This is a genomic window from Gottfriedia sp. NPDC058432, assembly GCF_042721555.1.
Classification (GTDB): Bacteria; Bacillota; Bacilli; order Bacillales; family Bacillaceae_G; genus Gottfriedia.
Genome location: NZ_JBHXLC010000006.1, coordinates 101190 through 125944 on the forward strand (window position 1 = coordinate 101190; position 24755 = coordinate 125944).

Here is a 24755-nt window from a genome sequence, read left to right on the forward strand (position 1 = left end):
TCCAGAGCACCTTAGATTGTATATAATGTATTGCTTAGTATTAATGTATCAGAGCAGCTTTAATCTGTGATATTTTAGTGATTTATTGACGATTTTTCATTCAGTTTGTTAAACACTTTTTGTAATTCAGTGGAAAATGGAATAAATTAGTGAATCACTGACCATACTGAAAGTTACATACAGTTGTGAAGTGAGGGGTAGTAAATGTTGTATTTACATGATGTATGGGTCAATTGGTTTGAAGGTGAAGAAAATGGTTACAATGTCTGTCATTTTTTTGAATGGAGAAAAGATGATAGTGTTGAATTATTAGACCAAGTTCCAGTCATTAAAGTTACTCCAGAGTTATATCAGTATATTGAAAATGAACTATTAGAGCTTCCTTCCGGTCTATTAACTGAAGTGTTTCAAAAGTCTTATGTAAGAAAGAATCATGAGCGTATTCAACTAGATTATTGCTTTGTAGTAACTGACGGCAATGGTATTATTGCGGTTGACACAATTGGGTATAATATACCAATTCGAAAAAGTCGTTTAATACCAAGGCAAGAACAAATGGTGTATGATATGACAGCCGAGATTGAAGAAAGTCACTATAGTCTTCAAAACGTAGTAAATGATGAAACAAAAGAACATCATATACTGTCACCGTCGCCAATTATTATGAGCGGACTAACAAGAAAAGAAAGACAACTAAAGCAGTTATTATTTATGGCGTTAGATCAACTCCATTCATCAAAAAATCCTTCGGAGATTCGATATTGGTACACTGAGTGGAATCCAAGATCGTATCAACAAATTCAGGATTTGTCATTTGAGGATATTTGGTCCCAATTATATGACGAAATAAAGAGTGGTTGGTCAGAGCGACATGAGCAATTATGTGGAAGAATCGTTAAAGGTCAACCTTTCTTTGAAAAGCTATGGGAAATGGAACACGAACAAAAAGTAAACTAAAAGAGGTTATTTTAAAGGGCCTCAAAACGAAGAAGACCCACAAGGTGATAAAAGTTCCTTGTGGGTTTTTTAGTGATTTCTTGACTATATAAACTCATATATTTCGTCTTTTTCCTTAATATAAAGAAAAAGGTGTCCTTAAAGTTCTTTGACTTTTAAGACACCCATTCCTATTTTCATTTTTACGGAAAACCGGGGTTATTTTTTTCTCTTGCGACCTAATCCCATAGCGTTTTCCATTTTTTTAATCATTTTAGTTGCAACGGCATTTGCTTTTGCAGCTCCTGCATCTAAAATATCATCTAATTCAGTCGATGTAATAATTTCTTTATAGCGTTCTTGTAATGGACGTAAACCGTTTACTACTACATCTGCAACATCTTGTTTGAATTCTCCATAATTTTTACCAGCGTATTTATCTTCTAATTCTTGAATTGTTTCACCAGTAAATGCTGAGTAAATGCTTAGTAGATTTGAAATACCAGGCTTATTTTCTTTATCATACTTAACAATACCTTCAGAATCTGTTACAGCACTTTTAATTTTCTTTTCAATTACTTTAGGATCATCTAAAACAAAAATTGTAGCTTTTTGATTTTCATCTGATTTACTCATTTTTTTAGTTGGATCAGCTAAACTCATTATTCTAGCTGCATCTTTACTAATTCTAACTTCAGGAATTGTAAAGATATCATTATATTTCTTATTAAAACGGTCTGCTAAGTCGCGAGTAAGCTCTAAATGTTGCTTTTGGTCATCTCCAACTGGAACTAAGTGAGTACCGTATAAAAGTATATCTGCGGCCATTAAAGGTGGGTAAGTTAACAAAGCAGCTGATACACCGTCTTTACCAGAGGATTTATCTTTAAACTGTGTCATACGCTCTAATTCACCGATATAAGATACACATTGCATCATCCATCCTGCTTGTGCATGTGCAGGTACTTCAGACTGGATAAAAATAGTTGATTTTTCTGGGTCTAATCCAGCAGCAACATAGATTGCAGATAGACTTTGAATGTTTTTACGTAAAGCGAGTCTGTCTTGAGGTATTGTTATTGCGTGTTGATCAACAATACAGAAATAACAGTTATAATCATTTTGTAATTCAATAAATTGTTTAACGGCACCTAAATAGTTACCTAAAGTAATACCTCCAGATGATGTTGGTTGAATTCCACTAAAAATAGTTTGCATCTTAAATCCTCCTAAATAAAACTAAATAAAATAAAAAAAAAGCGGCATAATCTCTCTATTTACATAGAGACGATTAAACCGCGGTACCACTCTAGTTATTCCAAATAAGGAATCACTCATGCATGAAATCATGCTCTCATCTATCGTTTGAGTTACGTCGAAGCCTACTTATACTAGATGTTCGGTTCGAAGCTCAGAAGTCCATTCGACAGGGAGCATGACTTGTTTTCACCATCCACAAGCTCTCTTAACATGCTAAAATCTGTTTACTACTCTTCATCATAGCTAATATATACTTTCTATAGATAATATCTTAATTATATTCAACTTTCAAGATGTTGATACATCATTTAAGAAATAATGATAAAACTGAATAAAAAAGAAACAATAACTAACGTGATTGAAGCCATTAGTAATGGTTTTGTAACTGAAAATTTATATCTCCTATAAATCATATCCTTTTTAACAGTAAGTGATTCATCGCCAGTCATTTCTGCCATCTGTTGGTCTCTCGTTCCGAAAACTTTACGCATTCCAAAGCGAGTGATATTAAAAAATCCACTTTGTACAATTAATAAGAAACCACCAATAACAAATAATGTTAGTCCAATATAGAATATTGTGTTCGTGAAATGAAGGAAAAAGTTTAATGTTCCTTGGATAAGAGAAAAGATTGCTGCTAGTAATATCGCTGATAATAGTACTATAATATAGTGTTTCGACATTTAATTTGTGATCCTCCTGTTGGAAAGAATTATATATTGTAGACTTAATAATGCTATACTATAATAACATTGTAAACTGTTTCAACTAATCGTTACAAAATATTTTTAAATTGTTAGCATTTTTAAGACAATTCTATTTATTTTAACAAATTATTTAATTTTATTTGTCAAAATTGTTGTAAAACTCTCGTAAAAATGTATAATAAAATTTGTAGAAAAAAATCGATACTTATCGAAAATTCTACTATAAAAATTCAGAATTGTATATTAACTTTCTGCATTTTAACCTACATTGCTTTAGCATCTTAGGGGGTATACATCATGGATTGTGAGATATGTTTCGATAAATAAATTTGTTATACTGAAATTGCAAATATAAGCATTCATTTTTTTACTAAATTTATGAATAAATATCTAAATAAGTTATTTTTTATAAGGATCCCAGCTTATTTTTAAAAGGGAGAATTAGTTAAAAATAATCTGTTTAGAATAATAATTTAGAATTTTCCAGTAAAAAAATATTGACCAAAAGCGTCATTACGAATACGCTTACATTGTTGGAAAAAAAGCTTAAGCAAAAATTTACACCATTTTACATCCAATGAAAAAAATGGATTAAATGATTTAACCCATGTTTGAGAATAATATGGACAAGAAGTAAAATCGATCGAAAAATTTACAGAATTATTATTGGTACTAAAGAGTATGGGGAAAAATCCAAATAGGGAAAGATCCAAATGCTCTCATTTTTACAAAAAGAATTATCAAAAAATAAAAAAAATAAAATATTTTTTAAATTTATAAGGGGGTGCAGTTGTGGGACGTTACGTGCTACAGAGATTTATTTACATGTTAGTCACACTATTTTTAATTTGTACTGTTACATTTTTCTTAATGAAGTTGTTACCAGGTTCTCCATTAAAAAACCCAGAGAAATTAACACCTGATCAAAAACAAATTATCTTCGCTAAATTTGGGTTAGATAAGCCAGTTCCTGTACAATATGCAAAGTACATGGAGAATTTAGTTAAAGGAGATTTAGGAGTTTCATATAAATACGATAATCGTCAAGTAACTGATATGATCAAAACTCGTATTGGTCCATCAGCTCAATTAGGTGCTCAAGCACTATTATTAGGAACATTTATCGGATTAATCTTCGGTATTGTTGCTGCATTAAAAAAGAATACTATATGGGACTATGGTTCTACTGTTCTAGCAGTTTTAGGTATCTCGATACCATCATTCGTATTCGGGGCAATCTTACAGTATTATTTAGCAGTAAAATTACATCTGTTCCCAGTAGCGTATTGGGAAAGCTTTAAATACACGATTCTACCGACAATTGCATTGTCAGTATTCGTAACAGCAACTGTAGCTCGATTCTCAAGAACTGAGTTAATCGAAGTAATGAACTCAGAGTATATCGTAACAGCAAAAGCAAAAGGTATCTCTCAAGTAGGCGTAATCATTAAACATGCCCTGCGAAATGCATTAATCCCAGTAGTCACAATTTTAGGTCCTATGGCTGTAAACTTAATGACTGGTACTTTAGTTATTGAAAATATGTTTGCTGTACCTGGATTAGGTTCTCAATTCGTTCAATCAATTGTAACAAATGACTATTCAGTAATTATGGGTACAACAATTTTCTATAGTGCATTACTATTAATCGTAATTTTCGTAGTAGATATTTTATACGGTGTAATTGATCCACGTATCCGTTTAGCAGGAGGTAAATAAATAATGAACAACAACACAGCTCAAAAAATTTCATCTGATTTATTCCAACCTGCAAATGTAGATTTGAATAACGCGGATAAAATTTCTAGACCTTCAGATTCATTCTGGAAAGACGCTCGTAGACGTTTTAGGAAAAATAAAGGTGCAATGTTAGGCTTTATTGTCCTAGGCATCTTATTATTCTTCACATTATTTGGTCCAATGATGAGTGGACATTCTTATAAAGACCAAGATTTAAAAAGATCGAAATTACCACCAAAAATTGGTGTATTAGAAAATGTAAAATTCTTACCATTTGATGGAATTGATCAATATGGAAATGACGTTTATAAAAACAAAAATATTAAAGAAAACTTCTGGTTTGGTACTGATGATTTAGGTCGTGACCTTTTCACAAGAACTTGGGCGGGTGCTCGAGTATCGATTTTAATTGGTTTATTAGCAGCAGTAATTGATATGCTTATCGGTGTAACCTTCGGAGGTATATCGGGATTCTTTGGCGGTCGAACAGATACAATTATGCAACGTATTGCTGAAGTCTTAATGGGTGTTCCTTATCTAATCGTAGTAATCCTATTCATCTTAGTATTTAAAAACCCAGGTATTCTTTCAATCGCTTTAGCGATGGTAATCACAGGTTGGGTAGGTATGTCCCGTATCGTTCGTGGACAAATGTTAAAATTAAAAAATCAGGAGTTCGTTTTAGCTTCAAAAACATTAGGTGCGACTAATGCTCAATTAATTGGAAAACATTTAATTCCAAATATTATGGGTCCAATCATTGTAATGATGATGTTCACAATTCCAAGTGCAATTTTCGCTGAAGCATTCTTAAGCTTTATCGGTCTAGGTATTGCACCACCGAAAGCATCATTAGGTTCTTTAGTAAGTGATGGCTTCAAGTCACTACAAACTTTCCCACATATGATGATTATTCCGGCGGTTGTAATCAGCTTATTAATCTTAAGTTTCAACTTAATTGCTGACGGGTTACGCGACGCTTTAGATCCAAAGAGTAAGTAATATTTGAGAGGAGAATGAACTATGAGTAAATTATTAGAAGTAAAAGATTTATGTGTCTCCTTTTATACTCATGCTGGTGAAGTTCAAGCGGTACGCGGAGTTTCATTTGATCTTAAAAAAGGTGAGACATTAGCAATTGTAGGTGAATCTGGTTCAGGTAAATCAGTAACATCAAAAGCATTAATGGGGTTAATTCCAAACCCGCCAGGTAAAATTAAGAGCGGTGAAATCTTATTCGATGGAAAAGATTTAGCTAAATTAAGTGAAAAAGAAATGCAAGGTATTCGTGGAAAAGAAATTTCAATGATTTTCCAAGATCCTATGACTTCTTTAAATCCAGTATTAACAATTGGATATCAAATTACAGAAGGTCTAATAAAGCACCAAAATATGAGTAAAACTGAAGCAAAGAAAATTGCTTTAGAGTTAATAAATCTTGTTGGAATTCCAAATGCTGAAGCACGTTTCAAACAATATCCACACCAATTTTCAGGCGGTATGAGACAACGTGTAGTTATTGCAATGGCGCTAGCATGTAATCCAAAATTATTAATCGCCGATGAGCCAACAACAGCTCTTGACGTTACAATTCAAGCTCAAATTCTTGAGTTAATGAAAGAAATTCAAAGAAAAACTGATTCAGCAATTATCTTTATTACACATGATTTAGGTGTAGTTGCGAATGTTGCAGATAAAGTGGCAGTTATGTATGCTGGTAAAGTAGTTGAAATGGGAACTGTAGACGATATTTTCTACAATCCAAAACATCCTTATACTTGGGGACTTTTAGCTTCAATGCCTGACCTAGATAATGAACAAGGAGCAGAATTAGTAGCAATTCCTGGTACACCACCAGATCTATTAAATCCTCCAAAAGGTGATGCGTTTGCACCACGTAATCCAAATGCTTTAAAAATTGACTATGAAATGGAACCTCCTATGTTTAAAGTGTCTGATACACACTACGCTGCAACATGGTTATTACATGAGGATGCTCCAAAAGTTGAACCACCTGAAGCCGTTATCAAGCGTATTCAACGAATGAAGGAAGGTGAAGTAAATGTCAAATAAAGCAGAAAAATTAGTTGAAGTTAAAAATTTAAAACAATACTTTAATACAGGTAAAACAACTGTTAAAGCAATCGATGATGTTACATTTGACATTTTCCGTGGAGAAACTTTCGGTTTAGTAGGTGAATCGGGTTCTGGTAAATCTACAACTGGACGTTCAATCATTCGATTATATGATGCGACTGATGGACAAGTAATTTTCGATGGTGAAGATGTACATGGTAAGAAAAGTCGTAAAGAGTTAAAGCAATTTAACCGCCGTATGCAAATGATTTTCCAAGATCCATACTCTTCATTAAACCCGCGTATGAAAGTTGCAGATATCATTGCAGAAGGTATTGATATTCATGGCTTAGCTCGTAACAGAGAAGAGCGAATGAAAATGGTTTATGACTTGCTTGAAACAGTAGGTTTAAATAAAGAGCACGCTAACCGTTTCCCACATGAATTCTCAGGTGGACAACGTCAACGTATCGGTATTGCAAGAGCACTTGCTGTACAACCAGACTTTATTATCGCCGATGAGCCAATCTCAGCTCTTGACGTGTCAATTCAAGCTCAGGTTGTAAACTTAATGAGAAAGCTTCAAGAGGAAAAAGGTTTAACATATTTATTTATCGCCCATGATTTATCAATGGTTAAGTACATTAGTGACCGTATCGGTGTAATGTATCACGGTAAAATTGTTGAGCTTGCAGATAGTAATGAATTATATGATTACCCTATGCATCCTTACACAAAATCATTATTATCAGCAATTCCGCTTCCAGATCCTGTTTATGAGCGCAATCGTAAACGTATCGTTTATGATCCAAAACAACACGATTATTCAAACGAAGAACCAAAATTACGTGAAGTTCGTCCGGGACATTTCGTACTTTGCTCTGAAGCAGAATTTAAAAATTATCAACAAATGTATAAATAATCAATTAATCCTAGTGAGGTTATCACTAGGATTTTTTTATTGGATTAGGAATGTAAGGGGAGAATAGGTAGGGAATGGTATTTAGACCAAGATCGCGAGGATAAATGAAATTTGCTAATTTAAAAGTGGTTAGATCATGAGTTCATGAGTAAGTAAAACAGCAAAAAGCTGTAAAATGGTTACTCATGAGAGGTCGATGAGGAAGTAAAACAGCAAAAAGCTGCAAAATGGTTACTCATGAGAGGTTCATGAGTAAGTAAAACACCAAAAAGAAGCAAAATGGTTCCTCATGAGAGGTTCATGAGTAAGTAAAACACCAAAAAGCTGCAAAATGGTTACTCATGAGAGGTTCATGAGGAAGTAAATCAGCAAAAAGCTGGAAAATGGTTACTCATGAGAGGTTCATGAGGAAGTAAAACTACAAAAAGAAGCAAAATGGTTACTCATGAGAGGTTCATGAGGAAGTAAAACAACAAAAAGAAGCAAAATGGTTACTCATAAGAGGTTCATGAGTAAGTAAAAAACAAAAAATCCGTAATTTCTTACACATTAAGAATTCGATCAAGTTAAGGGAAAATTAAGGTGGAGGTTTTATCATATTAAGTGTAGATAAGGCTAGGTATATTAATGGTAGGACAAGCTTAGAAGAAAATTAATCCAGAGTGTACAATGATAACCAATTTTTTAATTCAAAGCCCCTGAATTTAATATTTCAAAGTACTGTACATGAGGATGAACTAGTGACCTTAATCAATTCTACATTGGTTATACACTAAACCTTATCAAAGCAAAAAAAAGAAAGGGCTTTTGCCCTTTTTTTAATCGTAAATTTCTTATAATGCTGCACTTAATAAGTTTTTTTACGGAACTTACCTTGGCCACCAACTTGTTTGAAGTTTGCAGACATTCTGTCAGACATTTCAACAAATTGACTTTTTTTACTTCTACCAAATATTTTTTCGCCGATCGCGTTTGTAAACACACCATTAAGTGCAGTAATTCCAATTACTAACACTGCAACAATCAATAGATCAGTTATGTAAGCTGCCATTAGATTAGCCTCCTAGGAATGTAAGCGTTACTATTATTGTATTAAAAAATTGATGAAATAGAAAGAATAAATAAACTTTTTCATAATAATTATTTTCGGGCTATTTATAAAGCAATCAAGCTTTTAGTATTGTAATTTTTAGGATTAAAGTTGTGTGAAATGAAAGGCGTACTTGACTACTTTGGATAATGTTGTGGGGGAGGTTATAGAATGGAAAAGAGGATGAAATATGGATGCAGGTTTGACTCACAGTTAGTGAGGTATATGATGAGGAAAATCAGCTTTCACATACGTAAAATAGATGAAAGAAATTAGCCTATATTTTACTTAAGAATTTACTGAAAATTGTACACCTTTTGTATAGGTTTTTTTAAATTTTTTTACAAATTTGTATATATTTATTTAGCACAATACTGTATAATGGTGAACATAGTGGTAGATTAAACTAATTATAATTAACCAATTCTTATAAATTAATACACATAACTATATTCTTTTTTTTAAAAAGAGTAGTTAGGGGGAGAGCAAAATGGTAATTTTGTATAATTCACCAAGTTGTACGTCTTGTCGAAAAGCGAAAATGTGGCTAGAAGATAATAATATTCCTTATAAAGAAAGAAATATTTTTTCAGAACCATTATCAATTAATGAGATTAAACAAATTTTACGTATGACTGAAAGTGGTACTGATGAAATTATATCAACAAGATCAAAAATTTTCCAAGAATTACATGTAGACTTAGAAAGTCTTCCTTTACAAGACTTATATGAAATCATTCAAAAATACCCTGGTTTACTTAGAAGACCGATCATTATTGATGAGAAGCGTTTACAAGTTGGTTATAATGAAGATGAAATCAGAAGGTTTTTACCGCGTTCAGTTCGCACATATCAATTACGTGAAGCACAACGTTTAGTTAATGAGTAAATCTTTGTTTTGAATTGTGAAAAAAATTACAATTCTTGATTAAGATTCTCAATCATATTGAACAAATACTTATTCATATTATATAAAAAGCTGTAAAAAGTTAAATGCATACTTTTTACAGCTTTTTTTTAACAACTAGGATGTTCGCTTTCGGTATCGAATATTATTAAAATAATAACCTATGACAATGGTAAAGATTATACAAGATGAGCCGACAATTAATTCCATATCGTTTCGTCCGTTTATATATTGACTGATAAATGGCTCGTCTATTAACATTTTGCTAGCTGTTATTGAAAGAACAGAAGCCCCTACAAAACTCAAAATTGGATATCTTTCTAAAAACCATAAAACGATTTTACTTCCCCAAATAATAATTGGAATTGAGATGGAAAGACCTAAAATGACTAATGATGGCTTTCCGTTTGATGCCCCAGCTATTGCTAATACGTTATCAATCCCCATAACTAAATCAGCAAATACAATTGTACGAATTGCATGGAAAACTGTGTAGTTCTCCTTTATAGAAGGGTTGTCATCCTCCTGGATAATTAATTTGCAAGCTATGTACAAAAGTAATATTCCGCCAATTAAATGTAAGAATGGGACTTTAAGGACGAAAATTGCACATATTGTTAGGATAATTCGTAAAACAATTGCGGTAATACTACCGAAAATTATCGCTATGTTACGTTGCTTATATGGTAATTTTCTACATGCTAATGCAATGACAATAGCATTATCTCCGCCTAAAACAATGTCGATAATAACAATCATTAAAAAGGACCATATATAATGAAGATCTATCATGAATTCACCTCTCTTATTAAAAGCTTTAAATGATTGTCCTAATATTAATAGGTATATGATGATTTTTAAAAAATAGGTGAATTTTATTTCCAAAATTTTAATTTGTATCATAAAATATAATTGTAGTTACTATTCGCATTTAATAAATTTTCATGGTAAGATAGATAAAAATTTACTTATTAAAGCTAAATTTTTAAGAGTATTTTTCTAATTTACTATTTCAGAATTTTATATTTAACATAAAATTCTTTTACTTTATTTATTCTATTTCGTCTAACGCAATTACTTGTTGTTCATTAAAGGAGGGGGAAAACAAATGGAAATAGAAAGAATTAATGAAAATACGTTTAAGTTCTCCATATCCTACTTAGACATCGAGGAGAGAGGTTTCTCTAAAGATGAAGTATGGTTAGATCGAGAAAGAAGTGAAGAGCTTTTCTGGGAATTAATTGATGAAGCGCATTTGACTGAGGAATTCATTGCTGGTGGCCCCCTATGGATTCAGGTACAGGCACTAGACAAGGGTTTAGAAGTTGTTGTAACAAAAGCTGTGATTTCTAAAGACGGCAAAAAAGTAGAAGTGAATTTAGGTGAAGGAGAAAAGAATTTAGAAATTCCATTTATCTCTGTAGATGATGACGATGATTCAGATGAAGATGATGATGACGATATTTTTGAATCGATGGATGAAGAGGAAACTGAACTTATTCTTTCCTTTAAAAATCTTGAAGACATTATTTCTTTATCACATGCTGTTAATCAAGAATCATTTGAAAGCACACTATATTCCTTCCAAGATTATTACTATCTTTATGTTAAATTTGAAGAAGAATTGCTTGATGAAATTCAAGTCGAATATTTATCATCTATGTTACTTGAATATGGTCATCGTTCAAAAGTAACTATACATGTTTTAGAGGAATACGGAAAATTGATTTATGAAAAGACAGCTTTACCTCATTTTAAATCAATTTTTCCATTATTGTAATAGCCGATGCCTTAGGGATCGGTTTCTTTTCTTTATAAAGGAGAATATTGATGCAATTTCGATTAAAGATTTTAATATTTTTATCAATTGTAGTATGCATTTTATATTTTGCTTCTCCAACTATTAAATTCATTTGGTTAATGAATTTTGCATTTTTTGAGAAATCTACTATTTTTAGATTAATAAGTATCATGTTCTCGATAACAGCTATAGGTGTATCGATTATTATTTTCCTTGAAAATAGAAATCCTGCTAGAACTTTAACATGGATTATACTTTTAGCTATTTTCCCGTTATTTGGTTTTGTTTTTTATTTAATTTTTGGACAAAATTACAAAAAGAAAATGGTCTATCGAAAAAAGGCAATTAATGATCAAAATGCAAATGGTTTAATTAGTGGATCCGAAGATGTAGAAGTGAAAGATTTTATAGCGCAAAATCAAAGATTAGAGTATCTAATAAATATTGCAGCTAAACAGAGTAATACTCCAGTCACGATGAATACTTTTACAAAAGTTCTAACAAACGGAAGTGAAACCTTTCCAAAAATAATTGAGGAACTTAAAAAAGCAAAGCACCATATTCATATCGAATTTTATATAGTAAGAAATGATGAGATTGGTAATCAACTAAAAGATATTCTAATTGAAAAGGCACAGAATGGAGTAAAGGTACGATTTCTCTATGACGCTGTAGGCAGTTGGAAATTATCAAGAAATTTTGTTAAAGACTTACGAAAAGCTGGTGTAGAAATACTACCATTTTCTCCAGTTAAAATTCCAGTTTTAAATGATACGATTAATTACCGAAACCATCGGAAAATTATCGTTATAGATTCGAATGTAGGATTTGTTGGAGGATTAAATATTGGAGATGAGTATTTAGGGAAAGACCATTATTTTGGAAAGTGGCGAGATACCCATCTATACCTTAATGGAGAAGGTGTACGAACACTACAATTCATATTCTTGCAAGACTGGTATTATATGACGAATGAGTTAATTGATGACAAAGAGTACTTTGACATTAATGCTAGTAGTTATTCTTCAAAAGGAGCAATTCAGCTTGTTTCTGGTGGACCAGACCGAAAGCATGAAGTGATAAAAGAGTTATTTTTTGCGATGATTACAAGTGCAAGGAAAAGTATATACATTGCTTCACCGTATTTTGTGCCCGATGAAGATATTTTAACTGCTCTTAAAGTTGCAGCAAATGGTGGGGTAAAAGTAAAAATTCTAATGCCTGATCGTCCTGATAAGAAAATCGTATTTTATGCCTCACGTTCGTATTTTCCAGAGTTATTAGAAGCAGGTGTAGAAATCTATGAATATAGACAAGGATTCTTGCACAGTAAAATATTGATTGTAGATGATGAAATCGCATCTGTTGGCACGGCAAATATGGATATGAGAAGTTTTCGTTTAAACTTCGAAGTCACTGCATTTTTATATTTAGAAGAAAGTATTAATCATTTAGTTAATGATTTTAATAATGATATCCGCGATTCTGAAGCAATTATATTTAATGATTTTAAAAAGAGACCTATATACAAAAGGATATTTGAATCATTATCAAGATTAATGGCACCACTTTTGTAATGAGCTATCTTATTGATAGAACATTGATAGAACATTGATAGAACATTTTTCTAATATTTCATATAGTTAAAAAGCCTACCGAATAGAATTTCAATATTTGGTAGGTTTTTTATTTGAAAAATCGTTTTTAATTTTTTTGAAGGAAAATACGAAATGGATAGTGAAGTAAGTTGGGAAGGAGGTTATGGTAAATATGATCGTCGCATTAAATACAGCAGAGCATACTATTAATTTATTTGAAGTTAAAAAGACAGAGGATTTATTAAGATTAAAGCAAAACGGACCATATTTTTGCCCGATTTGTAAAAAGCAAGTGAGGCTTAAAATTGGAGTAAAGAAGGTAACTCATTTTGCACATATAGATTTGTCTGAATGTGAGAATGAGAAGAAAGAAAGTATTGACCATTATAAAGGGAAGTTTGCCTTGTACCAATTTTTTAAAAGGTTTAATGTAAATGTTGAGGTAGAAAAATATATACCTGAATTAAATCAAAGACCTGATTTATTAATTAGATTAAATACTGATCAAATATGTGTTGAATATCAATGTTCGGTTATTCCTTTAGAAATAATGATAAAGAGAACAAACTCTTTTAAAGATAGTGGAATGAAAGTTTTGTGGATCTTAAATGACAAACTATTAAATCAAAAAAGATGGTCATCTTTCTATATTAATTCCCTTTCTATTTATTCACTTGTTAGAATTAACGTTTTTTCACTTCTCTTCTATAATCCTACATTACAATCATTTATAGTGCTTTCCTCATTAATAGCATTTTCTCCAGTCCAATATATTGGTCAAAAGAACGTAATTCCAATCAATAATTTCAGTCTTAAGGAATTTTTATCTCCAAATAGAATTGATAAAAAAGTATTTGTCTCTAAATGGAATCGTTTAAAAAAGGATTTTAGACTATATCAACATTTGCATACTAAAGGTAATTTAAAGATTTTTAAACAGTATTTATACAATGCAAATATGAATTATTTTCCCGCGGTAATTGGGGTTCCTTTAGAAAGTAACTGCATAATTAAAGAACATTGTATCTTTTGGCAGGGGCAAATATATTTTAAATTTTTTCATGAAGTAGAAATTGGACAACTAATCTTTACTGATAAAATAATTCAGTCTGTAAAAATGGAAGTACAGTATGGTAATTGGAGAGTTAATCAATTTCAAGATAATGAAATTGATAATTTGGAGAAATGTGTAGAAAAGTATATTGACTTTTTAGTAAAAATTAGAATCGTAAAACGTATTAAAAATGGTAAAATAATGAAGATAGCTAATGCTATTATTCCAACATCATTCCAACAAGCATTGGATGAAGACTGTCTGAGCGCTAATACAGCATTTGATTTGTTGTTTAATGCAAGAACTGATTCAAATGATTATTAATATCAGACGCTGGAATGTTATTAATACTAATAATAATTTTAGGGGGATCAGACATGCTAGAACAAAAAGCTGTTAAAAAATTACCAACTAGAAGTGAAGTTCAAGAAGAATTAACTTGGAAGTTGGAAGATATTTATGAAACAGATGCAAAATGGGAAGCAGAGTATAAAAAAGTACTTGAATTAATCCCATCGTTTTCAGAGTTTAAAGGTAAATTAGGTGAGTCATCACAAACACTTTTAAATGCATTAAAAAAACAGGATGAAATTTCGTTTTTATTAGGTAAATTGTATACATACTCTCATATGCGTTACGATCAAGACACAACAAATTCTACATACCAAGCTTTAGATGATCGTGCGAAAAATCTATACACTAAGGCTGGAAGTGCAATGTCATACTTCGTGCCTGAATTATTAACAATTTCAGAAGATACATTGAAAAAGTTTATTAAAGAAAATGATGAACTGAAATTGTACGAGCACTCTTTAGAAGAAATTTTAAAGCAAAAACCACATGTTCTTTCAGCAGCTGAAGAGGAAATTATGGCACAAGCATCTGAAGTGTTATCTTCTTCTAGCAATACGTTTGGAATGTTAAATAATGCGGATTTAAAATTCCCGACGATTGAAGACGAGAATGGTGAAGAAGTAGAAATCACACATGGTCGTTATATTCACTATTTAGAAAGTGCAGATCGTCGCGTTCGTAAAGAAGCTTTTGAAGCGGTTTATCATACGTATGATGCGTATAAAAATACTTTTGCAAGTACTTTAAGTGGTGCTGTAAAGAAAGATAATTTCAAAGCAAAAGTTAGAAAATATGATAATGCTCGTCATGCAGCATTAAGTAATAACGAAATTCCTGAAGTTGTTTATGATCAATTAGTTTCTACAGTAAATGAGCATTTAAATTTATTACATCGTTATATTGCTATTCGTAAAAAAGCGTTAAAGCTTGATGAAATTCATATGTATGACTTATTTACTCCATTAGTAGAAGAAGTAAAAATGGAAGTTAAGTATGATGAAGCAAAAGAAATTTTATTAAAGGCATTAAAACCATTAGGTGATGAATATGTTGAAATTCTAAAAGAGGCATATGAAAGCCGTTGGGTAGATGTTGTAGAAAACAAAGGAAAACGAAGCGGAGCATACTCTTCTGGTGCGTATGGTACGAACCCATATATCTTAATGAACTGGCAGGACAATGTAAATAATTTATTTACATTAGCACATGAATTTGGTCATTCAGTGCATAGTTATCATACTCGTAAAAATCAACCTTATGTTTACGGTGATTACTCAATCTTCGTAGCTGAAGTTGCTTCTACTTGTAATGAAGCTATTTTAAATGATTATTTACTAAAAAATACGGAAGATCCTAAACAAAGACTTTATTTACTAAACCACTATTTAGAGACTTTTAGAGGAACTGTATTCCGTCAAACGATGTTTGCAGAGTTTGAACATCAAATCCACGTTTTAGCTCAAAATGGTGAGGCATTAACACCAGATTTATTAACAAAAACATATTACGAGCTTAATAAAAAATATTTTGGTGACGAGATCGTAATCGATGAGTTAATTGGTTTAGAGTGGAGTAGAATTCCGCATTTCTATTACAATTACTATGTTTACCAATATGCAACAGGATTCAGTGCAGCAACAGCACTTTCAAAACAAATTCTAGAAGAAGGCGAACCAGCAGTTGAGAGATACCTTGGCTTCTTAAAAGCAGGAAGCTCGGATTATCCAATTGAAGTATTGAAAAAAGCTGGTGTGGATATGACCTCTTCACAACCAATCGTAGAAGCATTGAAAGTGTTTGAAGAAATGTTAAACGAAATGGAAGAACTTCTATTTAACAAATAACTTACTTAAACAAACACATGTAGCATCAAACCTATATGTGTTTGTTTTTTTTAACCTAACTTTTTCTATATCTTTATACCTACTATTTTGTGTCTAAAATGTGAAATATTTCTCAAATGGTTGCCAAACTCTAAAATAAATTGTATTATAAGGGTGTGAATTACTTCACAAACACAAATACCCCTTTGTTGAACGTGAAAATTTCTCCCATCCCCTTGATGTAAAATATTACATCAAAAAAATGACCTAGCGAAAGCTAGGTCTTTTTTTTATTTCTTAAACAATATACTGATAATAAATTTGATCTTTTTGGACAATTTTCTTAACTTTTCTACGTAGGATTAATTTTTTTAATTCTAACTCCATACATTGAGTGGATTGTTCGTAAATCATACATAATTCTTTAATCGTAACAAATGGTTGAAATTTAATAAATTCAGCTAAATCAGGTAGTTCTCGTTTTTCTAACTTTTTATTAGTCATTAGTTCTAATATTTTTACATAAGTCTGATAGCTTTCAAATCCAGAAACTTTCAAGCCTTCTTCTTCAATATTTTCATTAAAAAATACAACGCTTGGAATTTCAGTTACATGCATTTCTTTCGTAACTTTAATATCACATTGCAAAGCTTTAATTGAGTGTGTACTGTGTAAATCTTCCATAAACTCTTTTACATCAATATTTATATCTTTAGCACATTCGATAAGAACATCTTGATCTGTAATGTCTAAATCCTTCAAGAAATAATATTCTTGTAACTTTTTTAAGTAGCTAACGCCAGCTACTCTACCTTGAAGCTCAGCTGCTTTTAATGCAATTGCAGAGTAGTATGGGTAAAGTTCTTTATTATCAATCCATAAGTGATCGTCGCAAAGGATATCCGATCTGCTAGCTGTCTTCTCCCACACGAATGCAAGCTGAGAAGGTCGTTTTTCTAATAGTTTTTTAGTTGTGTAATATCGACTAACTGGAATATAAGTAGATGAAAAATATTGACCATATTCTAAGTGAAACTTTTTTAAAATTGTACTAAAATCCCAACAATTTCTACAAAGTGGATCTATGAATACATACAATTCAATCGATTTTTTTGTACAATTCTGCTCGGGAAGCGTGATTGATTCATTTTTATATTGTTTGTCATTCATATATTTCACCCTTAATGCAATTCATTCGTCCGTACTATAACAGACTTGAAAATTAATTTGTAAGATATAACACGTTTGTTCTCTAATGGTATTGTAGCAACGGATAGTTAATATTTCAAATATGATGCACTATTTTTCATTAATCTATTAATATTTCCTTAATTCATTTAAGTAAGGTGGTAAAAAGGGGCAGTCCCAAAAGCCTGATCGATTTCAAAATCAATTATTGAAATGGATATTAAAAACTGAAAATGTAGTCTGGTTTACAAGTAAGGAGTTTTTCTAAATTGCTCATACTAAAAAAACGCCGAAATATACCCTTTTGGTTTTTTCGACGTTTAAAAGTAACTAATTACGTTGTGCTATTTAAATTAAAATGGTACTCAGATGTCAGTTAGTCTGATTTCCTTGTTGTACATTAAAAAAGCGTCTAATTTTATTTAATGTTTTACGCCTAGGAATTTGAAGATTTTTTAACAGATTGATAAACTGTTGTTTACCATTGTTTTCATCCGAAACTTCGAATTCTAACTCAAAATCCTCATGATTTAAATATGTACTGTGGTCTAAAACTAATAGTCCGTTTTCGTATGGAAATTCTGCTCTGTTTGTTGTTAAGTCACCTATTAATACTAGGGAATTTAAGTTTAATTTTACTTCGTTAATATATTCTTTTACTTCTCCCTCTGGAAGAACGTATGTTTTTAGCATAGTTGATGCTTCAGTTTCACTAATTTTTTGATTAATTTCTAAATGTCCGACTGCTTGTTTTATTTTTAAAGTTAATGTAAATGAAGTTAGGGACTTTTTGCGGATTCTTAACGCTCCACCATGTTCTTTAATTGCAAAATCAGGTGTCTCAAAATAATAATTAGTTTGTGATTGGAAACTCGACTCGTTAATTTGGAAATAGGATTTTAGCTGTTCAAATTCCTCTTTTGTTAATAAGTTCTTAAATTCAATTTCAATTTCTTTAGCCATAATTAACTCCTTCTATTTAGTATTATTTTTGTTATTGAATGTGCTAGTCGTCGTCTATTTTCTATTTGATATGTTACAATAGAAATGGTCAAAATTAAATAAAATACATACATTAAAAAGGTTGAGGTTTCAGTGATGAGAAAAATGCTTGAAATAAATGGAATAAATATAAATGAAGATGGTTTATTTCTATTAATCGACGATACAAAAATGAATTTAGAACAGTGTCATGAAGTAGGAACAATGATTGCAGACTCAGATCAAAGTTCACTATTGTATATATTAGAAGAAAATGAAGAATTTGTATATGTTACAGTTCCTTCTGAGTATTGGTCGGACTTGAAAAAAGCAAATGATCAAAAGTTAAACGTATTTTTAAAGGTCGGTGAAAAGAGTCTTTCACTAAATAATTGGAATGATGAGTTAACTTATTTAATCCAAAATGTTGAAGGGAATTTTAACTATGGAGAAGAATTTGTTAAGCAAGTTCAAAGCGCATTTTTAGAAGAGAAGTAAGTTGGTGGTGATTGGATGAATGGTCAATGGGAAAGTTTTTTAGCACCTTATGAACAAGCAGTAAGTGAATTGAAAGTAAAGTTAAAAGGGATTAGAAAACAGTTTGAAGAAACTAATCAGCATTCCCCAATTGAGTTTGTAACTGGGAGAGTTAAGCCTATTCATAGCATTGTTAATAAGACGATTAGAAAAGGTATTCCATTAGCGAATTTAGAAACTGAATTACAGGATATTGCCGGTCTGAGAATGATGTGCCAATTTGTTGAAGATATTAAAAATGTAGTTGAGCTACTTCGCAAACGGAAAGATTTTACAATTGTAGAAGAGCGTGATTATATTACAAATAAAAAGGATAGCGGATATCGTTCTTATCATGTAGTTGTTGAATATCCAGTTCAAACAATTGAAGGTGAACGAAAAGTTTTAGTTGAAATTCAAATAAGAACACTTGCGATGAATTTTTGGGCAACAATAGAGCATTCTTTAAATTATAAGTACAAAGGGAAATACCCTGAAAATATTCATGAACGATTACAAAGAGCGGCTGAAGCAGCGTTTCTATTAGATGAAGAAATGTCTCTTATTAGAGGAGAAATTCAAGAGGCGCAAGCAGAGTTTTCGAAAAAAAACGACCAGTAAGGAAAGGACGAGAAAATGAAATTCGTAATTATGTCTAAGGGCGATAAAGAGTCCAATGAACTGATGAAACGAATGAGAGATTATTTAGAGAGTTTTAATTTTAAATTTGATGAAGAAGAGCCTGAAATCGTCATATCTGTAGGTGGCGATGGGACTTTACTTCATGCTTTTCATCATTACACTCATCTTCTCGATAAAGTTTCTTTCGTAGGGGTTCATACTGGGCATTTAGGGTTTTACGCAGATTGGGTACCAAGTGAGGTAGAAAAGCTTGTTATTGCAATTGCGAAGACTCCATTTCAAGTAGTTGAATATCCTTTATTGGAAGTGATCATCCGTTATAAGGATGGAAGAAAAGAAATGCAAACATTAGCTTTAAATGAATGTACGATAAAAGGTCTTGAAGGTACATTAGTGATTGATGTTGAAATAAAAGGTCAGCATTTTGAGACATTTAGAGGTGACGGTCTTTGTATTTCTACACCTTCAGGTAGTACAGCGTATAATAAAGCACTTGGTGGAGCAATTATTCATCCATCAATTGAAGCGATTCAAATTGCTGAGATGGCATCAATTAATAATCGAGTTTTTCGTACAATTGGTTCACCTCTTGTTTTACCGAAACATCATACATGCTTACTGAAGCCTGTAAGAAACGCAAATTTTCAAATTACATTAGATCATAAAACAATAGTGCATCAAGATGTTAAATCGATTCAATGTCGAGTAGCTCATGAAAAAGTCCGTTTTGCACGTTTTAGACCTTTTCCATTTTGGAAGCGTGTCGTTGATTCTTTTGTTAAATAAAAATGGTGAAGAATATGAAGCAATTTAATTTATCATGGGAAGTAAAAACAGAGCATAATGGAATTTTACTTAGAGAGTTTCTTAAATTAAAGGAGCTCTCTAAACGTGCTCTCACAGATATAAAATTTCAAGGTGGAAAAATTACCGTAAACGGTGAGGAAAAAACTGTCCGTACAATTTTAAAAGAATTAGATCTTGTACAGATCTATTTTCCAATCGAGAAACCAAGTGAGGAACTTATAGCTGAAGATATTCCTTTTGAAATTGTTTATGAAGATGATGCTGTATTAGTCATAAATAAACCTTTTGGAATACCAAGTATACCTTCTAGAGAGCATCCTAGTGGAACCCTTGCAAATGGATTATTATTTTATTATCAAACAATTGGGCTCCAATCTACCATTCATATTGTAACTCGATTAGATAAAGATACTTCGGGATTAATGTTAATTGCTAAAAATCGTTATATTCATTATTTGTTTTCGAAAAATGAATTAAAAAATGTACAAAGAAAATATTTAGCAATTGTTCATGGACAAATGAATGATACAGAAGGGGTAATACGAGCAAAGATTGCTAGGAAAAGTGATAGTATTATCGAGAGAATTGTTTCTGAAGAGGGGCAAGAAGCAATCACACATTTTAATGTCCTTGTCGTAAATAGAGACAGCTCAGTTGTTGAATTAGAATTGGAAACAGGTCGAACACATCAAATCCGCGTACATATGGCTTCGATTGGACATCCATTAGTCGGGGATGACTTATATGGAGGTAATACTGATCTATTAAAAAGACAGGCGTTACATAGTTATCAATTGTCATTTATTCATCCGATTGATCATACGGAAAAAAACTTTGAAATCGCTTTACCTGTTGATTTAAAGAGCTTATTGGAATCGTGAATGTCAAGTAATAAATTTGTCTAAATTTTGTATAAATTATTGACAATTTATGAAATATAGATTATTTTTAGTATGTAGTGTTTCTCCATGGGGATGGAAGAGACTAATATATTAAGCTGATAAGTGAGCGCTTACATTATCAGCAAAAAAGTAGGTTCCGATTAGAAACCTACTTTTTTTGTATCTATTTAAGCTAAAATATTCTATTAAAGGGTCAGCATGACTTTCCTAAACTCTGCTTTCTTTTTCTGCGTAAAAACTAAATTTTTCTTCAATGTATGGCATTGAAGATTGTACTTGAGTATATGTACGTTCTGGATACGAAAATGCTGTTAGTTTACCACCAAAGACAGCGCCAGTATCAATATTAATTGTATTATTTAATTCTCTTGGCTCCTTAATAGGAGTATGACCATATACAATTAATGCTTTACCTTTATACTCTTTAGCCCAATCTTTTCTTACGGGCATTCCATTTGGAAGCACTTCACCGTTAATATCTCCATATAAAACGAATGTTTTAACATTATTTGAATGCTTACCAATCATGTCCTCACGTATACCAGCATGACTAACAACTAATTTTCCATTGTATAAAACATTATAAAGTGGAGAACCTTCATAAAGTTTTATAAACGATGTTTGATAATGGCTCCTCTCCTTATCACTAACTGACTCTAATTCAGCAACTGTTGTTTCAAGTCCATGTTGAATTTTTACGTTGCGACCAAGAAAATATCGATAAAGTTTATTACAATGATTCCCTGGTGAATAATGTGCTTTCTTATGCTTCATCACAAGTTCATATACTACTTTTATTACTGCAAGCGAATTAGGTCCTCGATCCGTTAAATCACCAACAAAAACTAACTTTCGATTTTCAGGGTGAACAGGAATATTATTCTCCCACGAATAACCAAGTTTTTTAGTTAATTCAACAAATTCATTATAACAACCATGAATATCACCTATAATATCGTATTTCATTCTATCAATCCTTTTAGTCTGTTATTTCAACAAGTAATATTCGTAGTATGCCCCAAAAAAGCAGCGTCAAAGAACTTTTCAAGTAACGATATTGCTAAATAAAAAAAGAAGGGGTAAAGATCTTCATTAGATCTTTACCCCTGTCTTTTTTAATTTTCTACTCTATCAGAACATATACTTATTTGTTCTAGATCTCACATTAAGGATGAATCCTATTGCAAGTAAGTTAGTTGCTAGAGAACTTCCTCCATAACTTACGAATGGTAGAGTAATACCTGTAATCGGTAGTAGACCGATCGTCATACCAATATTTTGGAAAATCTGGAAAGTAAACATTCCGACTACACCAGCACAAAGATAACTACCAAATTTGTCGTTACTTTCTAAAGCAATATGAATCATGCGATAAATTAATAAGAAGAATAATGAAATTACTATACTTGCTCCTATGAACCCGTATTGTTCACAGATTACTGTGAAAATAAAATCTGTATGTGGTTCAGGGAAGTATGCTTCACCGTGATGGAACCCTTTACCAGTAAGTAAACCAGAACCAGCTGCCATTAATGCTTGAGTAAGCTGATATCCTTGAGAAGGATATTCATACGGTGCTAACCAACCGTAAAAACGATTTAACTGGTATTCCTCAAGTATATGCGAAGTGAAAAATTCAAAATGATAAAAGTATAGATAAACCATGAAAGCACCAAGACAAATCGTTAATACAACTAGTCCAAGAATATAGCGCCAACGAATTCCAGAAACTAAAATCATTGTTGCGATAATTGCGCACATAACCATTGTATTTCCTAAGTCAGGCTCTTTCGCAATTAGTAGTAAAGGAGGTAATGAAATACCGAATATTTTACCTAATAGTAAAATATCTTCTCTTTTTCCACGAACAGCGTACGTTTCATTATGTCTTGAAATAATCGTTCCTAAAATAATGATCATAAAAATTTTCATTAATTCAGATGGTTGGAAGTTACCGATACCAGGTAATGTGTACCACGCCGTTGCACCTTTGATAGTTTTAGCACCTGGGATATGCAGTTCTAATCCAAGTAGCAGGAGTAGTCCAATTCCATACATATACCAAATAACATTTTTATATCGATCAAAATCAATAATCATAATTAAAGCAATACCAACAAGTCCAATGATATACCATTTAATTTGTTGTCCAGCGAAATTGATGTTTCTTAGATTTGCAGGAAGGCTTGGCATTGCACTAGTAATTGCAAGGTAACTTACAGCGGCAATACAAAAAAGGATAAAAAGTAATTTGAAATCAATTTGAAAGGGAGATGTACGGTCTTCCTTCATGTCCTCACCTCTCTATAATAAGTATTATTAGTATGCTTTTAAATAGGCACATTTAATGTACGACAATCATCATTATAATTTATTTTCGTCCTTAAAGGAATTCAAAACTATAAACTCTTTTTAAATAAACTATTATATTTATATTTTTCACTTTAAAATATAAATCGGCAGCTAGGAATAGTACTCGACGTGGTAGCCAATTCTAGGAACAAAGTATAAGTGCAACTACGCCTCTGACTTCGCCTAAAAAGCTCGTCAGTCGACGAGTTTTCTTTATGTGGATAAAGCTAGATATAACTTTACTATTTTCAATTCATCGTATTTGTGCTACTATTTTAGTATCTAGTACTAATAACTAATAATAAAGGAGATGAATAATATGATTTCATTGCAAGGCAAAACTTTTGTTGTTATGGGTGTTGCAAACTTCCGTAGTATCGCTTGGGGTATTGCACAATCATTACATAGCGCGGGAGCAAATTTAATTTTTACATACGCAACTGAAAGATTAGAAAAAGGTGTTCGTGAATTATCTGACTCATTAGAAAATCCAAACAATCTTTTAGTTCAATGTGATGTAACTAGTGATGAGGATTTAGCAAAATGTTTTGCATCAATTAAAGAGCAAGTAGGCACAATTCATGGTGTAGCACACTGTATCGCTTTTGCTAATAAAGAAGATTTAAAAGGTGATTTTGTAGACACAAGCCGTGATGGGTACTTACTATCACAAAACATTAGTGCTTACTCTTTAGTAGGAGTAGCTCGTGAAGCAAAACCATTAATGGTTGAAGGTGGAAGCATTGTTACGCTAACATACTTAGGTGGAGAGCGTGTAATGCAAAACTATAACCTAATGGGTGTATCTAAAGCAGCTCTAGAAGCTTCTGTACGCTATTTAGCAAACGATTTAGGGAAAGACAATATTCGCGTAAACTCAATCTCTGCAGGGCCAATCCGTACGCTTTCTGCAAAAGGTGTTGGCGACTTTAATACAATCTTAAAAGAGATCGAAGAAAAAGCTCCATTACGTAGAAACGTAACACAAGAAGAAGTAGGAGATTCTGCCTTATTCTTATTTAGTGACTTAGCAAGAGGTATTACTGGAGAAAACATTCATGTTGATTCTGGATACCATATAATGGGATAAGAAGAGCAA

The 24755-nt window shown here is 31.8% G+C and carries 23 protein-coding genes and 1 other annotated feature; of the genes, 15 read left to right on the top strand and 8 right to left on the bottom strand.

Translation table 11 applies throughout. The features are described from left to right. Nucleotides 1-204 precede the first annotated feature (204 nt). Nucleotides 205-957: a YjbA family protein gene (locus tag ACFWM3_RS08310; RefSeq protein WP_056473623.1), complete on the top strand. Its 753-nt coding sequence runs from the start codon at nucleotides 205-207 to the stop codon at nucleotides 955-957. Between the two features lie 198 nt (nucleotides 958-1155). Here ACFWM3_RS08310 and trpS read toward each other — a convergent pair whose 3' ends face one another. Together trpS and ACFWM3_RS08320 are read right to left on the bottom strand one after the other, a co-directional pair. Then, complete coding sequence (gene trpS, locus ACFWM3_RS08315; protein WP_390311014.1) at nucleotides 1156-2154, bottom strand: tryptophan--tRNA ligase; 999 nt, start codon at nucleotides 2152-2154, stop codon at nucleotides 1156-1158. A gap of 62 nt (nucleotides 2155-2216) precedes the next feature. Beyond that, nucleotides 2217-2446: a binding site (T-box leader), on the bottom strand. Nucleotides 2447-2504: 58 nt separating this feature from the next. Next, nucleotides 2505-2879, bottom strand: coding sequence for a DUF3899 domain-containing protein (locus ACFWM3_RS08320; RefSeq protein WP_390311015.1), 375 nt, complete (start codon nucleotides 2877-2879; stop codon nucleotides 2505-2507). An 816-nt stretch (nucleotides 2880-3695) separates the two neighbouring features. Here ACFWM3_RS08320 and opp3b point away from each other — a divergent pair. Genes opp3b through ACFWM3_RS08340 form a run of 4 tightly spaced genes read left to right on the top strand, consistent with a single transcriptional unit; the run spans nucleotide 3696 to nucleotide 7641 of the window. Further along, entirely contained in the window at nucleotides 3696-4622 is a 927-nt protein-coding gene (opp3b, locus tag ACFWM3_RS08325) for an oligopeptide ABC transporter permease (RefSeq protein WP_056473628.1), read from the top strand. Nucleotides 4623-4625: 3 nt separating this feature from the next. Continuing rightward, the gene (gene opp3C / locus ACFWM3_RS08330) at nucleotides 4626-5645 is read left to right on the top strand and encodes an oligopeptide ABC transporter permease (RefSeq protein WP_056473631.1); all 1020 of its coding nucleotides are present in this window, start codon (nucleotides 4626-4628) and stop codon (nucleotides 5643-5645) included. Between the two features lie 21 nt (nucleotides 5646-5666). Continuing rightward, nucleotides 5667-6716: an ABC transporter ATP-binding protein gene (locus ACFWM3_RS08335; protein ID WP_056473632.1), complete on the top strand. Its 1050-nt coding sequence runs from the start codon at nucleotides 5667-5669 to the stop codon at nucleotides 6714-6716. Beyond that, nucleotides 6706-7641 carry an ABC transporter ATP-binding protein gene (locus tag ACFWM3_RS08340; RefSeq protein ID WP_335407589.1) on the top strand — a complete coding sequence of 312 codons (936 nt, stop codon included), beginning with the start codon at nucleotides 6706-6708 and terminating at the stop codon, nucleotides 7639-7641. Before ACFWM3_RS08335 ends, ACFWM3_RS08340 begins: the two co-directional genes overlap by 11 nt. An 847-nt stretch (nucleotides 7642-8488) precedes the next feature. Here the strand turns inward: ACFWM3_RS08340 and ACFWM3_RS08345 are convergent. Beyond that, nucleotides 8489-8692 (bottom strand): hypothetical protein, encoded by a 204-nt coding sequence (locus ACFWM3_RS08345; protein ID WP_056473635.1) that lies wholly within the window; start codon nucleotides 8690-8692, stop codon nucleotides 8489-8491. A 529-nt stretch (nucleotides 8693-9221) separates the two neighbouring features. Between ACFWM3_RS08345 and spxA the strand changes: the two genes are divergently transcribed. Next, nucleotides 9222-9620, top strand: a complete 399-nt coding sequence (gene spxA, locus ACFWM3_RS08350) for a transcriptional regulator SpxA (protein ID WP_390311016.1) — start codon at nucleotides 9222-9224, stop codon at nucleotides 9618-9620. Between the two features lie 135 nt (nucleotides 9621-9755). Here spxA and ACFWM3_RS08355 read toward each other — a convergent pair whose 3' ends face one another. Continuing rightward, complete coding sequence (locus tag ACFWM3_RS08355; protein ID WP_056474234.1) at nucleotides 9756-10427, bottom strand: TerC family protein; 672 nt, start codon at nucleotides 10425-10427, stop codon at nucleotides 9756-9758. 319 nt (nucleotides 10428-10746) lie between these two features. Here ACFWM3_RS08355 and mecA point away from each other — a divergent pair, with 319 nt between their 5' ends. The 4 genes from mecA to pepF all read left to right on the top strand — a co-directional run bounded on the left by mecA (nucleotide 10747) and on the right by pepF (nucleotide 16289). Further along, nucleotides 10747-11418: an adaptor protein MecA gene (mecA, locus tag ACFWM3_RS08360; RefSeq protein WP_056473639.1), complete on the top strand. Its 672-nt coding sequence runs from the start codon at nucleotides 10747-10749 to the stop codon at nucleotides 11416-11418. Between the two features lie 50 nt (nucleotides 11419-11468). Next, the gene (cls, locus tag ACFWM3_RS08365) at nucleotides 11469-13016 is read left to right on the top strand and encodes a cardiolipin synthase (protein WP_390311017.1); all 1548 of its coding nucleotides are present in this window, start codon (nucleotides 11469-11471) and stop codon (nucleotides 13014-13016) included. A 193-nt stretch (nucleotides 13017-13209) separates the two neighbouring features. After that, nucleotides 13210-14415, top strand: coding sequence for a competence protein CoiA (locus ACFWM3_RS08370; protein WP_390311018.1), 1206 nt, complete (start codon nucleotides 13210-13212; stop codon nucleotides 14413-14415). A gap of 53 nt (nucleotides 14416-14468) precedes the next feature. Continuing rightward, the gene (gene pepF, locus ACFWM3_RS08375) at nucleotides 14469-16289 is read left to right on the top strand and encodes an oligoendopeptidase F (protein ID WP_056473646.1); all 1821 of its coding nucleotides are present in this window, start codon (nucleotides 14469-14471) and stop codon (nucleotides 16287-16289) included. A 276-nt stretch (nucleotides 16290-16565) separates the two neighbouring features. On the opposite strand, the gene ACFWM3_RS08380 is transcribed toward pepF, so the two are convergent. Continuing rightward, nucleotides 16566-17438 carry a DsbA family protein gene (locus ACFWM3_RS08380; protein WP_390311019.1) on the bottom strand — a complete coding sequence of 291 codons (873 nt, stop codon included), beginning with the start codon at nucleotides 17436-17438 and terminating at the stop codon, nucleotides 16566-16568. Nucleotides 17439-17828: 390 nt separating this feature from the next. After that, entirely contained in the window at nucleotides 17829-18419 is a 591-nt protein-coding gene (locus tag ACFWM3_RS08385) for a CYTH domain-containing protein (protein ID WP_390311020.1), read from the bottom strand. Nucleotides 18420-18554: 135 nt separating this feature from the next. Here ACFWM3_RS08385 and ACFWM3_RS08390 point away from each other — a divergent pair, with 135 nt between their 5' ends. Genes ACFWM3_RS08390 through ACFWM3_RS08405 form a run of 4 tightly spaced genes read left to right on the top strand, consistent with a single transcriptional unit; the run spans nucleotide 18555 to nucleotide 21283 of the window. Continuing rightward, nucleotides 18555-18935: a UPF0738 family protein gene (locus ACFWM3_RS08390; RefSeq protein WP_390311021.1), complete on the top strand. Its 381-nt coding sequence runs from the start codon at nucleotides 18555-18557 to the stop codon at nucleotides 18933-18935. 15 nt (nucleotides 18936-18950) lie between these two features. Further along, nucleotides 18951-19574, top strand: coding sequence for a GTP diphosphokinase (gene yjbM, locus ACFWM3_RS08395; RefSeq protein ID WP_056473653.1), 624 nt, complete (start codon nucleotides 18951-18953; stop codon nucleotides 19572-19574). A 15-nt stretch (nucleotides 19575-19589) separates the two neighbouring features. Next, nucleotides 19590-20381, top strand: a complete 792-nt coding sequence (locus tag ACFWM3_RS08400; protein ID WP_390311022.1) for an NAD kinase — start codon at nucleotides 19590-19592, stop codon at nucleotides 20379-20381. Between the two features lie 14 nt (nucleotides 20382-20395). Next, nucleotides 20396-21283: an RluA family pseudouridine synthase gene (locus ACFWM3_RS08405; RefSeq protein WP_390311023.1), complete on the top strand. Its 888-nt coding sequence runs from the start codon at nucleotides 20396-20398 to the stop codon at nucleotides 21281-21283. A gap of 228 nt (nucleotides 21284-21511) precedes the next feature. Here the strand turns inward: ACFWM3_RS08405 and prpE are convergent, their stop codons facing one another. After that, nucleotides 21512-22270, bottom strand: a complete 759-nt coding sequence (prpE, locus tag ACFWM3_RS08410) for a bis(5'-nucleosyl)-tetraphosphatase PrpE (protein WP_390311024.1) — start codon at nucleotides 22268-22270, stop codon at nucleotides 21512-21514. A gap of 165 nt (nucleotides 22271-22435) precedes the next feature. Next, nucleotides 22436-23596 carry an FtsW/RodA/SpoVE family cell cycle protein gene (locus ACFWM3_RS08415; RefSeq protein ID WP_056473658.1) on the bottom strand — a complete coding sequence of 387 codons (1161 nt, stop codon included), beginning with the start codon at nucleotides 23594-23596 and terminating at the stop codon, nucleotides 22436-22438. A gap of 379 nt (nucleotides 23597-23975) precedes the next feature. On the opposite strand from ACFWM3_RS08415, the gene fabI reads away from it, so the two are divergent. Beyond that, a complete protein-coding gene (gene fabI, locus ACFWM3_RS08420) occupies nucleotides 23976-24746 on the top strand; it encodes an enoyl-ACP reductase FabI (RefSeq protein WP_390311025.1) in 771 nt (256 codons plus the stop codon). Nucleotides 24747-24755: the final 9 nt, after the last annotated feature.